Annotated in this window: 13 protein-coding genes; 7 read left to right on the top strand and 6 right to left on the bottom strand. The window is 55.8% G+C overall.

All coding sequences use genetic code 11. The features are described 5' to 3' along the window. Positions 1-195: 195 nt before the first annotated feature. From F4V58_RS03565 to F4V58_RS03550, 4 genes are all read left to right on the top strand, one after another. The gene (locus F4V58_RS03565; protein ID WP_075733420.1) at positions 196-1452 is read left to right on the top strand and encodes an ammonium transporter; all 1257 of its coding nucleotides are present in this window, start codon (positions 196-198) and stop codon (positions 1450-1452) included. Between the two features lie 55 nt (positions 1453-1507). Then, positions 1508-2314 (top strand): lipoyl(octanoyl) transferase LipB, encoded by an 807-nt coding sequence (gene lipB / locus F4V58_RS03560; RefSeq protein WP_075733418.1) that lies wholly within the window; start codon positions 1508-1510, stop codon positions 2312-2314. A gap of 20 nt (positions 2315-2334) precedes the next feature. Next, a complete protein-coding gene (gene lipA, locus F4V58_RS03555; RefSeq protein WP_075733416.1) occupies positions 2335-3393 on the top strand; it encodes a lipoyl synthase in 1059 nt (352 codons plus the stop codon). Between the two features lie 122 nt (positions 3394-3515). Continuing rightward, positions 3516-4298, top strand: coding sequence for a DUF4191 domain-containing protein (locus F4V58_RS03550; protein WP_075733414.1), 783 nt, complete (start codon positions 3516-3518; stop codon positions 4296-4298). Between the two features lie 129 nt (positions 4299-4427). On the opposite strand, the gene F4V58_RS03545 is transcribed toward F4V58_RS03550, so the two are convergent. The 4 genes from F4V58_RS03545 to F4V58_RS03530 form a co-directional block, all read right to left on the bottom strand. Then, on the bottom strand, positions 4428-4709 hold the full coding sequence (locus F4V58_RS03545) for a restriction endonuclease (RefSeq protein WP_075733412.1): 282 nt from the start codon (positions 4707-4709) through the stop codon (positions 4428-4430). A gap of 161 nt (positions 4710-4870) precedes the next feature. Beyond that, entirely contained in the window at positions 4871-5074 is a 204-nt protein-coding gene (locus tag F4V58_RS13035; RefSeq protein WP_425429756.1) for a transposase, read from the bottom strand. Between the two features lie 129 nt (positions 5075-5203). Then, positions 5204-5755 carry a Panacea domain-containing protein gene (locus F4V58_RS03535; protein ID WP_282958300.1) on the bottom strand — a complete coding sequence of 184 codons (552 nt, stop codon included), beginning with the start codon at positions 5753-5755 and terminating at the stop codon, positions 5204-5206. A gap of 317 nt (positions 5756-6072) precedes the next feature. Beyond that, the gene (locus F4V58_RS03530) at positions 6073-6543 is read right to left on the bottom strand and encodes an RDD family protein (RefSeq protein ID WP_075733409.1); all 471 of its coding nucleotides are present in this window, start codon (positions 6541-6543) and stop codon (positions 6073-6075) included. Positions 6544-6703: 160 nt separating this feature from the next. Between F4V58_RS03530 and glnA the strand changes: the two genes are divergently transcribed. The 3 genes from glnA (at position 6704) to F4V58_RS03515 (ending at position 10552) form a co-directional block, all read left to right on the top strand. Then, positions 6704-8137, top strand: a complete 1434-nt coding sequence (gene glnA, locus F4V58_RS03525) for a type I glutamate--ammonia ligase (protein WP_075733407.1) — start codon at positions 6704-6706, stop codon at positions 8135-8137. Between the two features lie 653 nt (positions 8138-8790). Further along, positions 8791-9861, top strand: a complete 1071-nt coding sequence (locus tag F4V58_RS03520) for an ImmA/IrrE family metallo-endopeptidase (protein ID WP_075733405.1) — start codon at positions 8791-8793, stop codon at positions 9859-9861. Further along, positions 9842-10552, top strand: coding sequence for a PIN domain-containing protein (locus F4V58_RS03515; protein ID WP_075733403.1), 711 nt, complete (start codon positions 9842-9844; stop codon positions 10550-10552). Before F4V58_RS03520 ends, F4V58_RS03515 begins: the two co-directional genes overlap by 20 nt. Positions 10553-10795: 243 nt before the next feature. Here F4V58_RS03515 and F4V58_RS03510 read toward each other — a convergent pair whose 3' ends face one another. Next, positions 10796-12148 carry a ribonuclease H family protein gene (locus F4V58_RS03510; protein ID WP_075733401.1) on the bottom strand — a complete coding sequence of 451 codons (1353 nt, stop codon included), beginning with the start codon at positions 12146-12148 and terminating at the stop codon, positions 10796-10798. A 435-nt stretch (positions 12149-12583) separates the two neighbouring features. Further along, the gene (locus F4V58_RS03505; protein WP_075733400.1) at positions 12584-13432 is read right to left on the bottom strand and encodes a trypsin-like serine protease; all 849 of its coding nucleotides are present in this window, start codon (positions 13430-13432) and stop codon (positions 12584-12586) included. Positions 13433-13634: the final 202 nt, after the last annotated feature.

Genomic DNA, 13634 nt, shown 5'->3' with positions numbered 1-13634 from the left:
CGCACCGCACCGCACACCGCACCGCACCGCACACCGCACCGCACCGCACACCGCACCGCTCAAGACAGAAGCAGGTCAAGCAGCAGGACAAACAGCTATAGTCACCACGGATTTGCATGTCCGACACAGAAGTTCCTATAGTCCTATAGAAACTATTTCTATCAAAATATAGAAAATCACTCTACAAAGGACCTCATGGAATCTACCGCCACCGGAGCCTGGCTCCTAGTCTCATCCTCTTTCGTGTTACTTATGACCCCAGCGCTGGCCTTCTTCTACGGCGGGATGTCACGGGTCAAGGCGGTGCTTAACATGTTGATGATGTGCTACGCCGCGTTAGCCATAGTCCCCATCGTCCATGTTTTCTGGGGTTTCAACCTGGCCTATGGCAAGGACTCTTTCCTTGGCTTCTTCGCCAATCCCTTTTCCGGCCAAGATTACCTCCACACCTTGGATACCCCCAGTTCGTCTGGCTACCCACTCATCTTTGATGTCATCTTCCAAATGACTTTTGCCGTCATCGCGTGCGCCATCATCGCCGGGTCTATCGCAGAACGTACCCGCTTTACCGCATGGCTCCTCTTCATCCCGGCTTGGGTAACCCTGGTCTACTACCCCTTGGCTCACATGGTCTGGGGTGGCGGGTTACTAAGCCACTCCGCAAACTCAATCTCTGGTTTCCTCTTCGGTCACGAAGGCGGGCACGCACACGTAGCACCCATCGACTTCGCTGGCGGCACCGTGGTTCATATTTCCGCCGGTACCGCCGCATTGGTATTAGCGCTAATGGTAGGCCCGCGCCGTGGCTTCAAGAAGCAGGTCCACCGTCCCCACAACCTGCCCATGGTCATGCTGGGCACAGGGTTGTTGTGGTTTGGCTGGTGCGGCTTCAACGCCGGCTCTGCACTCAGCGCCGGGGGCTTGGCCGCACTGGCATGGCTCAATACCGCTGTAGCCGCCGCAGCCGGCGGGATTGGCTGGTTGGCCTACGAGCGCTACCGTGACGGTTACGCAACTCCCCTAGGCCTTGCCTCCGGACTCGTGGCCGGCCTGGTGGCCATTACTCCCGCAGCCGGCGCACTCACGCCAACTACCTCAGTTATCCTAGGATTTTCCGCCGGTCTGTTGTCTTCGAGCTTGGTCAGCCTAAAATACAAGCTGGCCTTTGACGACACACTAGACGTTGTTGCCGTCCACCTAGCCGCCGGTGTCTGGGGCACACTAGCAGTCGGGGTGTTGGCCAGTAATCGGTCCTGGCAGCTAGTTTGCATCCAAACTGTAGTGGCACTTGCAGCAATGGCATTTTCCGGGGCCCTAACCTGGGCCATCGCCAAAGCCATTGACAAAACCGTAGGTCTGCGCTTAGACCCGGAGACTGAGCACAACGGCGCGGACAAGATTCACGGCGAATCCGCCTACGACTGGGGAACGTCCCCCTTCTCCAGGTTCTAGGACCCACGAACTCAATTTAGCTTGTATAGGCGCACGGCTTATACACTTACTACCTATGACCGCACCCCGTGAACCTTTCTTTCCTGCCCACAAATCCATCCGCGCTGACACCCAACAGCTAGAGATTAGACACCTTGGCCGCATGGATTACCAAGAAGCCTGGGACTACCAAGCTGACCTGGCTAAGAAACGCGCAGCGGGCGAGACGGGTGACGCTATCTTAGTAGTCGAGCACCCCAACGTCTACACCGCTGGCAAACGCACCTTGCCGGAAGACCGTCCCACTAATGGCCTGCCTGTCATCGACGTGGACCGCGGGGGTCGCATTACATGGCACGGCGAAGGACAGTTGGTCGTCTACCCCATTATCAAGCTCGCAGAACCAGTAGATGTGGTTGATTACGTCCGACGCCTGGAGGAAGCCATCATCCACACGGTGCGCCAGCTAGGAGTTACTACCGCCGGGCGTATTGATGGCCGCAGCGGCGTGTGGGTACCGGGGGCCACCATACCGCTAGACCCAGCCGCGCCTGACCGCGACCGCAAAATAGCCGCCCTAGGTATCCGCATTACCCGCGGGGTGACCATGCATGGCCTGGCGCTTAACTGCAATAACACCTTGGAGTACTACTCCCACATCGTTGCCTGTGGTATTGATGATGCCGACGTCACCACGCTCAGCTTAGAACTTGGCCGCGATGTCTCCTTGGCGGAAGCCGCCGCACCCCTGTTGGAGGCGCTGGCAGACGCTTTAGAGGGCCGGTTAACGGTTACCAACCACACTTTTGCCTCCGCCCCTGACCCAACCAAATTGGCTAATGAAAAACGGCGGAAAGCCAGGGGCTTTCACAACAATGCCTAAAACGCGTAGGGTGGTTAACCGTGAGTGATAAGCATGGAGACCGTAGGCTACTTCGTATCGAGGTAAAGAACTCTGAGGTTCCTATCGAGCAAAAACCTCGGTGGATCCGCAACCAGGTTCGGACCGGCCCCGGCTACGAGGACATCAAGAAGAAGGTTCAGGGCGCTTCCCTGCACACAGTGTGTCAGGAGGCCGGCTGCCCGAACATCCACGAATGTTGGGAATCGCGTGAGGCAACCTTCCTCATTGGCGGGGAAAAATGTACCCGCCGCTGCGATTTCTGCGACATCAAAACCGGCAAACCCGATGACTATGACAAGGATGAGCCACGCCGTGTAGCAGAAGAGGTTCAAAACATGGATCTCAATTACTCCACGATTACCGGCGTGACCCGTGATGATCTTCCGGATCAGGGCGCTTGGCTCTACGCGGAGGTAGTCCGCCAGGTTCACAAACTCAATCCACATACGGGTGTAGAAAACCTCACCCCGGATTTCTCTGGAAAGCCAGACTTGCTTGAGGAAGTCTTTGACGCCCGCCCGGAGGTCTTTGCCCATAACCTGGAGACTGTCCCCCGGATCTTCAAGCGCATCCGTCCTGCTTTCCGTTATGACCGGTCCCTGGATGTCATCCGCCAGGCCCACGAATACGGGCTGATTACCAAGTCCAACCTCATCCTTGGCATGGGCGAAACCCAGGAGGAAATTGAGGAAGCTCTCCGGGATTTGCGTGAGGTGGGTTGTGACATCATCACCATTACCCAGTACTTGCGCCCTGGCCCCCGTTTCCACCCCATTGAGCGTTGGGTTCGCCCGGAGGAGTTTGTTTCCCACTCCAAGCTGGCCAAAGAGTTGGGCTTTGGTGGCGTGATGTCCGGGCCACTCGTGCGGTCTTCTTACCGCGCCGGCCGTCTCTACGTCCAGGCCATGAATGCCCGTGGAATGGAAATACCAGAAAACCTCAAGCACTTAGAAGAGTCTTCCGGCGGTGCTACTGCCCAGGAAGCTTCCTCGCTTCTGAAGAAGTACGGCCCCTCGGAAGAAACCCCCGTGACCACCCGCATGGTCAAGGCGCGGTAAATCCAGCCACTAGAGGGACCTACCAACAAGGTTAGGCAAAATACCTACTAAGGTATGAAGGGCACCTGGGCAACCAGGTGCCCAACTACAGTTTTTTAATCCCAACCTCTAAGGTAGGAACCATGGCTAAAGGTGAAGATAAGGCAGTCCTGCGGACTGCAAAGAAGGAAGAACGCGCCGCTAAGCGCAAGCGCAACAAGGAAGCCCGCTCACAGATGTGGCAGGCCTTCAATATCCAACGCAAGCAGGACAAGGCACTTGTTCCGCTTATGCTGTTGGCTATCATCGGCGTTGCCCTGGCATTCTTCCTCATTGGCCTACTCTTTGGCGGCCAGTGGTTCATGCTCATCCTGGGCCTGGGCGTGGGCTTTGTTCTGGCCATGTTCATCTTCACCCGGCGTCTTGAGCGCGACATGTACAAAAAGGTTGAGGACCAACCCGGTGTTGCCGGCTGGGCGCTTCAGCAGCAGCTCAAAAACACCATGGGCATTGTCTGGGACGTTAAACCTGGCGTGGCCGCCACCCGCCAGCAGGATATGATCCACCGGGTTATTGGTAACTCCGGCGTTATCTTAGTGGGCGAAGGCAACCAAAGGCGCCTGCAGCCCACACTGAAGCAACTCAAGGCACGCATTGACCGTATTGCCGGCGGCGTACCCGTCTACGAGGTCTACGTTGGGGACGGTGAGGACCAGGTTCCATTAACCAAGCTTCGCACCCACATAATGAAGCTCCCTCGCAACTTCAAGAAGGATGAAACCCTAGCGAACATCAAGAAGATCACCGCCATGGACAACATGCCCGGTGCCAACCCCGGCCTTCCCAAAGGCCCCATGCCACGCCAGGCTCAGAACATGGCCGGCATGAACCGCCGCATGCGCCGCGCCGCTGAGCGCAACAAGTAAGCGCCGTCCAGCAGACAAAAGGCTGGTTTCCAGACAGCCTCGTGACAGACAAAAGCCGGGCCCCAGAACGGGACCCGGCTTTCGCGCGTCTTGCTCTCCCCCACCCGCGCCGCAAATATATCTGAGCCTCTAGAGCAAGTCCTCATCGAAGAAGTTCTCGTCCACCTCGTAGACCGTGTAGCGGAGTGCCTTCTGAACTGCAACGTCGTACTCCAGCATCAGCTCGGTGAGGCGGATACCGTCAATCAAGATAATCCTGCCGTTTCGGTAGCGAGCCGCAGCATCCTTGGCTCCCTGGGTAAAGCTGGAGGTGGTGATGAACACCCCCAGGTGAGCTCCTTGCAAATCGAGAGAGCCGATGAAGTGTTGGTATGGGCTGGGATTTTCGGCTTCCGCTGACAGCAAATTCATTGATTACCTCATCAATCTCTTTTGCAGTTACGTGAGACGGTGGACAGGGAAATGCCCGACTCGTTCGCCCCCAGGGCTTTGACCAGTTCCTCGCCCTCCGGGTGAAAACGCAACCAATCCATGCTTCGCAGATTACCGCGTATAGTGCCTTGTCTCTACGCTTACGTGGTGGCAGAAGCTCCAGGAAACGAGCCTTGACGCATTTTCGCAGATAGCCAAACGGGCTCACCTGCCGGCGTGACAAGCTTCCTGGGGCGGGTGCCATTGCGGGAGTCACGGCGGGTACCGCTGCGCTCGTTGGGCTTTGTGCCAATAAATTCTTCAGCCTCGACGTCGATGCATTCATGGGCAGCTGCTTGGAGCAGCAGTCGGAAAATTAGATGGCGCTATATGCTCATTCTAAGATGACGCTCGACAACAAAGGGAAGGACCAGCCACGCAGGTGCCTTTGACCCCGATGATGCGTTGGTTGGAGTCAAGATAGAGCACGTGAACTACAACGCAATTCTGAGCGACTTGGACAGCTCCTGGCGTTCATTGAAGAAGTAGCGGGCTGCTTCGAGAGTCTCTGGGTCTACCTGGAAGTAGGGGTCATGTTTCCCCTTGGGGTCATCGAAGAAGTCGACAGGGTTGATTCTAAAGGAACGCTGCGCTTGGCTGGGCTTAAATGCCTTCTCCCACTCCGGGTAAATATGACTGATATTATTGACGGTTTCGAAGCGGCCGGTCTCGCGGAAAAGGTTGTACGCGGTCTCAAGCATCAGAATGTCTGCCGGAGACAGGTAATCACTACCTGGGTCCGAAATGGTGACCAAAGCATAATCTTGGGTCTCAAAATGTTCCTTCCACCACAATGCATCTGATTCGGATGTCCAACGAGGATCCACCTCAGCGTCAGGTTTGCACACCTTCATCAGGTTGTAAGCCTCAGAGGCCACAGGTCCATAGCGAAGCGCAGAGTAGTGATCGCTAGTCACGTCGTTACCAAAATTACGTAGGCTCAAGCGATCCGTGGCCCATAGGAGCTTGATGAGCTTGAGATACATGCCTCCGTCAATGCTTCGAGGATCTGAAGCGCTCTGCTGCAGAAAGAAGTTGACCGCCTGGGCAGACTTGATTGCCGAAATGCTGGGCTGGGCTGACACAGGAACGCCTTCCTTTAGTTAGCTCGATCATTCTCAATCCAGTCTACGCGCGAGACATTTGAGTGTGGGCTGAGATTCTAGGGGGCAAAATTGACTGTGTGCCAAAGTTGAACTTGAAGACAAGGAAATGCTCCCTCCGCTCGGCGCTGCGTTCGTCCATGGATATGGTGATTCGCCCACCTCGGAATTTCCAGGAAACCTCTATCGGCAAACGGCTGTTAAGCGTAAATGACTACGGTCCCGGTTGCCCGGTCGTGCATGCCCCGGCCGTCCATGTCCACGAGCGCGGCGGGAAACAGGAAGCTTGTCAGCCCGGTGCGTACAATTGCGCGCCACAGGCCAACAGGTGCACCCGGCTCATCTAGACGGGCAATTCCCATTCCTAATAAAGCCATTCCCGGCGTCCGGGCAAACAGCCAGCCGCCAATTACGCCCACCACGGCCCAGAGCAGGTAACCAAGGAAAGCTGCGCCGCCCAGCAAATCGGTGAAGTGCGCAATGGTCGAGGCCAGGAGCATACAGGCAATCCAGTCGATGAGGATAGCAAAGGCACGCCTGCTCACAGGAGCAAGTGCGCCGGTTCCCTTCTCCGGGAGTCCGAGCCTTTCCCCGGGCCATTTACCGGGAGTATCGAAATCATTTTCACCGGGGATGTTTGGCCCGTCGAGCCAGGTGCGTTTGTCAGCCATGCCTTCTAATCTACTTCGCCGTTGACCTGTTGTGCGAAACCGGCTGACACGGGTTTAGGCGGTGGTACCATGTTCCGTAGGTTTTCCACCCACACTCAGGTATCTGTTAACCTATAGGAAATAAGACCCCAAATTAGCCCAACAGAGGAGCTTTCAGCCCATGGCATTCCAATCCATTTCGGATGTAGTTGAATTCATCGAAAAAGAAAATGTCGAATTCGTTGACATTCGATTCACCGACGTCCCCGGCTCCGAGCATCACTTCAGCATCCCAGCCAAGATGTTCACGGAGGAAGCCGCTGAAGAAGGCCTAGCCTTTGACGGCTCCTCCATTCGCGGTTTTACGACCATCGATGAGTCTGACATGACATTGCTGCCCGACCCGGCAACCGCCATGCTGGACCCCTTCCGCACTGCGAAGACTCTGAACATCAAGTTCTTCGTACACGATCCTTTCACCTTTGAGCCGTTCACGCGCGACCCGCGCAACGTTGCCCGCAAGGCTGAGGAGTACTTGGCTTCCACCGGCATTGCTGACACCTGTTTCTTTGGCGCTGAAGCTGAGTTCTATCTTTTCGACTCCGTGCGTTACGCCGCTGACGTTAACTCTGGATTCTACGAGGTTGATACCAACGAGGGTTGGTGGACCCGTGGTGATGAGACCAACTTTGATGGCTCCCCGAACACCGGCTACAAGACCCGTATGAAGGGTGGCTACTTCCCCACCGCACCGTACGACCAGCACGGCGAAGTCCGTGACGCTATCGCCCGTCACCTAACGGAGGCTGGCTTTGAGGTTGAGCGTTTCCACCATGAGGTCGGTGGCGGCCAGAATGAGGTCAACTACCGCTTTAACTCCATGCTCCATGCGGCGGATGACATCCAGACTTTCAAGTACATCGTAAAGAACACCGCGCTGGAGTTTGGCAAGACCGCAACCTTCATGCCAAAGCCACTGGCCGGTGACAATGGCTCCGGTATGCACGCTCACATGTCTCTGTGGAAAGACGGTTCCCCGTTGTTCTACGATGAGGCCGGCTACGGCGGTCTTTCTGACACTGCCCGCTACTTCATCGGCGGAATCCTGGACCACGCCGGCGCAGTTCTGGCGTTTACCAACCCCACCCTGAACTCCTACCACCGCCTGGTTCCGGGCTTCGAGGCCCCAATCAACCTCGTGTACTCCCAGCGCAACCGCTCAGCCGCAATCCGCATCCCGATCACCGGATCGAACCCCAAGGCCAAGCGCATTGAGTTCCGTGCACCGGACCCATCAGGCAACCCATACTTTGGCTTCGCCGCCATGATGATGGCCGGTTTGGACGGCATCAAGAACCGTACCGAGCCACACGCTCCAGTTGATAAGGACCTCTACGAACTCCCGCCAGCAGAGGCTGCCTCCATTCCGCAGGCACCGACTTCCTTGGAAGCCTCACTTGAAGCACTCAAGAACGACTCCGACTTCCTCACCGAGGGTGACGTCTTCACCGAGGACCTCATTGAGGGCTACATCAACTACAAGTACGAAAACGAGATCACCCCGAACCGCATGCGCCCAACACCGCTAGAGTTCGAGATGTATTACGACTGCTAGTCGTAGAAGTCGTACTATAAGCGTCTCAGCCCGTCTCTGAGCTCATGTGAGCTCAGAGACGGGCTTTCATCTGTTACCGCTGGGCCAACAGTTCAGTCCGCCGCCACTGCAGATACCCGCCACCAACTTGTCCGACTGGAGGGAAAAGCGAACTCAGAAATGAGCAGGGGAAAGCTGCTAGCAATTGATGCTGAAGAATCCTGGTTGAAGCCACATCTGACCGGGATTAATTTGTATAAGCTCGCGCTCCGGAACCAAAAGGGACTAAGCTTTTTATCTGGTCGCCCACGGGCCCGATCCATTCTAAAATTAGCCAGCCACGCCAAATCCGTCCGACTATCCGAAAGCGCGGTGTCACCGGCTTTGTGAACTGTTGCCTCGCGGAATAAAGAAGCTAAGCCAACCTCGGCGGGCATAGCCAACGGAAACACCATCGCCACCGCACCTTCCAGCGCCATTCCGGACATTTCGAAAGGCCACCCCAGCTGATGCGGACCTCAACGTTAACTGCTCCTTATCAGCCAACTTCGAGCCTGCGCCACTCAACCAAGGCCGGTGCCACCCATACCAATATCACTGAGCCATTTCCGAATATCCTGCGAATTTTCTACTTCAAGCTATAATCAGTCTAAACCGCAATCAATGAGGTAACAATGAGTCCTAAAATCGGAGCAAGGCTGCGCGAGGAAAGAGTTGCCCAAAACCTCTCCTCCGGAGATGTAAGCGCCCAAACCAAGATTCCGCTGGATCGGCTGTACCTTCTCGAAGAAGACCAAGTGGATTTTACAAACCGAGATATCAATCGGATTCTCCGGATTCTCAAAAAGCCCGTAGCTTGGCTAATTGAGCCCGAACTCCCGGTTATTGCCCGCCGCTACAAATCTTTAGACCTAAAACGGAATACAGAATTTGATCTGGCGCTGGAATACCTAGCTTACGATGTAAGGCATTTGCTGGATATCGATGTACTTGCTGGGGTCGAACGTCCGCATTTTGACGTGACTCGCACCCACCGGCAAGCTGCGGTTCTTGCTAGCAAAATTCGCAGCAGTTCACAAACGTCCCCCACAGCTCCGATTCTGAATATCAGCGCTTTATGTGAAGAGTTAGGTCTCCTGGTGTTCGCAGCCGAATTTCCGGATACGAACAATGCAGGCGGCTCCATGTTAGAAATATTGGCAACAAAAGATGACCGAACTATTGGTATCGCTCTGATCGATTCTTCAAAGCACTATTTTCTTCAGCGTTTCACCCTTGCCCACGAGCTCTGTCACTGGCTCATTGGAGATGACTTCGAGACTGCGCCAGAAGATAAATCGACTTTAGTGCCGAGAGGAAATGTCTCCGAAAAAATCAGCGACGAAGCCTTTTGCAATTCTTTCGCCGCTCATCTTCTCTTCCCAGAGGAAGCTCGGCGGAAAGTAGTCCAAACTAGCTCGATGGAGAAGATCGGACAATCGGCCACTAAGCTAGCCCTCCAATATCAAATTAGCTGGCATTCAACCGTAGATCTCCTAATGTCGTCGGGCCTAATTGAGAAACCCACTGCCGAATTATTGAGAGAAGATCCGTTCCTTGATTCGAAGGTAATGGACAGTCAACCTCCCGCTGCTATAGAGCAGGTCAGCTTAACCTTTAGAGCTGCAGTCGAACGGGCCAAATCACGGGGGGTCCTAACCCCCATGCAGGCAGAAAAATATCTCTATGGCTTCCGACCGAATTGAGATTATCCTCGACACTGGGCCACTGAGTCACTTCTCTCAAACGAGTAGCCTGTGGATTCTCGAGAAGATGGCAAAAGAGTCCGTCACACTCTCTACGACCATTGATGTCCAGCAGGAACTGAATGAACGACCGGATCTAAACGCAAATATTTTAAATGCTCAATTTCTCGAACTTAGGTCGCTGGATTGGGAAACGCGGTTCGAGGCGTTGAAACTCGGTGATATTCTGGCTAGTCAACGAGGTGGCTATAAGATTGCTGAAGGCCAGGACGATGGCGAAGCCTCATGTATCGCCGTTGCTCTCCTTTCTCAAAGATCCGGGCTTCCTTGCGTGCTAATCGATGACGGAGCCGGCCGACGCCTTGCTCGCGAAAAGGCCCTCGTTTGCTTAACAACGCTCGATCTTCTCGCCTGTTTGGTCCGCTTAGAAATCCTGTCCCGCGAGGATGCTGAAGGCGTCGTCGACCGCCTTGGCCAGCCTCATGGTCCTCAAGGGGCTGAGAAACCTTACCGATTACCCTTTGCTGATGGAGGCGAGTTTTCCAGAGCTTATCAGCTCTACGGTAAAGGAGATCCGCCCATAGCGACCGAAAATTGCGAACCCTGTCTGGAAGCCAACAATATTCAACTTGACGCACCGAAAAACTTCCGTCGCTCTTTCTGCCACCTCTTCCAGAGCAGACTGGACTGACATCCCCTGCAAGGAATCAAATCTTTTTCCAGGTCGGAAAATCCAATAGTGGCACACCGGTAGTAGCTTGAGCGCAGCGACTTTCCAGGACGGCGAACAGCCTGCGAATAGGGTGTTTTAGCGTTCAGTGGTCAGGAAAAGCCCAGGGTGAAAGAATCTTTTATTTCCTCCAGCCCCTGAGTCTCCCGGAGACTAAAAGGGACGGAGAACACTCAAACCGCCTTGTTAAAATGGTCAGCACGCCTAGCCGTGAGCCGCAAGGCCTACCTCTTGCTTGGACTGCGGTGCCTGCGCGCGGATATCGGCAAGAATGTTCGCGAAGATGGTGTGCTTTCCGTCTTTGCCCACAATGGGGTGGCTGGTAAACCGCGCAGCGTGTGCCAGGCGGTCGGCAATCTCATTGAGGTGGACACCGGAGTGACCGGGAACCCACTGGACCTCAATGGTGCCACCCAATTCGGCGTATGCACTGACAAGGAACGCGATTTTCTCAATGACTGCCATTGTGTCTCTAGAGAACGTGAGCTGCTCGCCTGCCAGGCACTTCTGCAGCCCCTGGACAACCGCGCGGGAGTCGGTATGCACTACCAGAGCCTTGCCCACTCCCCACCAGTTCTTAATGGCGGTGAGAACCCCGATAGCCTCACAGTAGTTTGAAGTCATACGCTTGCCACCACGCCGGCGAACTGGGACCGTGAAGAATCTCCCGTCCACCGATACCCCGGCGGCGGTGGCTACGTGGCCCGAGAGCGCGCGCGAGGCATCGGTGTAGACTGCTGCCTTCTGCTGCGCAAATCGCACCGGGGCTGCCCCACCCTCCGGCGATGAGCTTGCAACGCCCATGACAGACGGCAAGCCGGGCATGTGCACGGCACCAGCAGGCCCCAACACACGGTTATGGTCTGCCAAGACGGTGCCCGGTGTAGCGTCCTTGCGAAGTCGGGCTAAGCAATCCCGGACATGGTCCTGGTACTCCTTCCGGTACTCACCATCCGCGATGCTCACAAAACACCGGCCGTCGGTAGTAGGCAGGAAGTACCTGCACATCCAGCACGCGCACGCCTGCCCCTCTGAGTCCTGGTACATACTGTGGCGAACAGCGAACGCATGATCCAAGGAAATAGCGCGCACTGCCTTTTTCACCGCGGATTGCTCGGCTGACTCCCGCCTGGAGCCTTCACCCTTGAACAAGCACCCGGTGCGACTATTGCGCACCTCAGTGTGGAAATGGAAGCCCATTCCCCCATCGCGCGTTTCGACCGGAACCATCCTGGTTACAGCGGTCAAGACCTCATGCGCGGGCCCTTGTCCAAGCAGCGACGCCGCTTCCGCCGGGGACATACGAAAGTACTCAGAAATGACCCAACTTGCCGCTGGCCAGCGCTTGCACAAGTCCTTACAAACCTCCGCGGCAACGAACTCATCAGTCCCCTGCACCAAGTACTGCTCCAAGAGGTACTCCTGGATCAGGCCCGTGACCTGCGCTTCGACCTGCGCCTTTTCTTGGAGCCGGCGCTTTTCAACGACCTCGCGCATGGCCTTGCGCTCCCGCGCAGATGTGGCCATATTCAAAGGGGTGGGTACTGGTGACGCCATGGTGTTCTTCTTTCTTGGTTGTGGCCGTCCGCCTATCGGACTGCCGTTAAGAAAGAATCTATAGGCAAGGGTGGACACACTTATTGCGCATTTCGATCACATGTTCCACTACCTAAAGAGTGTGTTCGCTAGCGCGGTGCATCTGCACCCCGCGAGGGAACTGATGCCGGTGCGCGAAAGGTGACCATTGCTGGGTGTTTTTCGAATCAAGTACCCGATTTCCCGAATGGGTGATGTCAGCCTGCAAAGGCGCATGCACCGACATCCTCATCCTGCTGCCCCGCGTATCACGCTTCCCCCGGCCCCGGCGGCAGCTACACCGAACGCAAGGAACGATTAACCGTTAGGCGCTCCACCTTCCTCAACCGTTACGGGGCCCAGGAAGCTAGCAAACGACCGCCGGGAGATAAGTTCACCTCACCGGAAACTTCCTGTTTAGAACAGCCGGGAAGATAGCGTAGTAAACGCGGAGCTAGTTCTATTGTGCGGGAAATGCTCCTGGGGTTTGGAAGGAGCCGGCGCAGGTGGAGCGGCCTCCGGTTCCGGTTTTGCGGGAGCCGGCGCTGATGGAGCGGTCTCAGGTTCCGGCTGGGCCAAATCGCGCGGAAGCGCGGTGGTCGCTAGCTGCTCCTCGATCCATTCCTTTTGGGAATAGACCTCAGCGAAGTTAGCAATGGGAACGTCAATGGAGGCTGCGGCGGACGCAACACCGGCTACCGCGCCGTTATAGAACAGCGGTCCGCCGGAATCACCAGGCCGGCTCAGAGCCTTATCCAAGTGCCTCACGGAAAACATGATGCCGTCATTGTATGTACCCGGGAAATGGTAAGTGCCCCCGGTCTTAGTTTGCGCAGTGGCCAGTACTTTGCCGGTTCCCACACCCCATCCATAGATCTGCGCAATCTCATCTCGCTTGATGGGCTCAGAAGGCAAAGTAGCGTAGCTGTCCATGCCCAGTCCTTCCGGCACCTTGATTAGGACAATATCTCCGGCTGGTGCCCACTTTGCCTCAGTACCCTGCGCCTGGCGGCGGTTGGGGGCTTCCGTGCCAATGTAGACAGGGAAATTACCCTGCCCCTCAATCACGCAGTGCCTTGCCGTGAGAACCCAATGTTCCGCGATGGCTGTAGCGGTACACCCACGGATGGAGACCACCGCCTTGGCTTGAGCATCATCATCCTTGACGGGCTGACCGTTGGCTAGACCGTGAGCGGGGGCCACCGCCAAAATACTTGCCAGTGCCGCGCTGCCGATTGCTGCGCCTAGGGAACGAAAAACTGCCACGGTACGAAGTCCTTCCTGTAATCGTCGTTTTTAGGTTACCCACTGTAGCCGGATTGGCCAGCAATGTCAGTAACCCGCTGGCAGTTGACTCGCCCATCTATCTGGTGTGTAATGTCATATCCTTGCTAACGAACAATGTCATAGCTTTGCTCACACACGATGTCATAGCTCTGCTCACGGATCTGGAAGGATTTTAGGTACC

Origin of the sequence: Corynebacterium phocae, from assembly GCF_008693075.1 — a bacterium.
Lineage (GTDB): Bacteria > Actinomycetota > Actinomycetes > Mycobacteriales > Mycobacteriaceae > Corynebacterium > Corynebacterium phocae.
This window is presented reverse-complemented; position numbering and strand designations above follow the sequence as displayed.

Excerpts from the sequence above, each read along its gene's own strand:
- F4V58_RS03565 (WP_075733420.1), top strand. The coding sequence starts at position 196 with ATGGAATCTACCGCCACCGGAGCCTGGCTCCTAGTCTCATCCTCTTTC.
- lipB (WP_075733418.1), top strand. The coding sequence starts at position 1,508 with ATGACCGCACCCCGTGAACCTTTCTTTCCTGCCCACAAATCCATCCGC.
- F4V58_RS03550 (WP_075733414.1), top strand. The coding sequence starts at position 3,516 with ATGGCTAAAGGTGAAGATAAGGCAGTCCTGCGGACTGCAAAGAAGGAA.
- F4V58_RS03545 (WP_075733412.1), bottom strand. The coding sequence starts at position 4,709 with ATGAATTTGCTGTCAGCGGAAGCCGAAAATCCCAGCCCATACCAACAC.
- F4V58_RS03535 (WP_282958300.1), bottom strand. The coding sequence starts at position 5,755 with ATGTATCTCAAGCTCATCAAGCTCCTATGGGCCACGGATCGCTTGAGC.
- F4V58_RS03530 (WP_075733409.1), bottom strand. The coding sequence starts at position 6,543 with ATGGCTGACAAACGCACCTGGCTCGACGGGCCAAACATCCCCGGTGAA.
- glnA (WP_075733407.1), top strand. The coding sequence starts at position 6,704 with ATGGCATTCCAATCCATTTCGGATGTAGTTGAATTCATCGAAAAAGAA.
- F4V58_RS03520 (WP_075733405.1), top strand. The coding sequence starts at position 8,791 with ATGAGTCCTAAAATCGGAGCAAGGCTGCGCGAGGAAAGAGTTGCCCAA.
- F4V58_RS03515 (WP_075733403.1), top strand. The coding sequence starts at position 9,842 with ATGGCTTCCGACCGAATTGAGATTATCCTCGACACTGGGCCACTGAGT.
- F4V58_RS03510 (WP_075733401.1), bottom strand. The coding sequence starts at position 12,148 with ATGGCGTCACCAGTACCCACCCCTTTGAATATGGCCACATCTGCGCGG.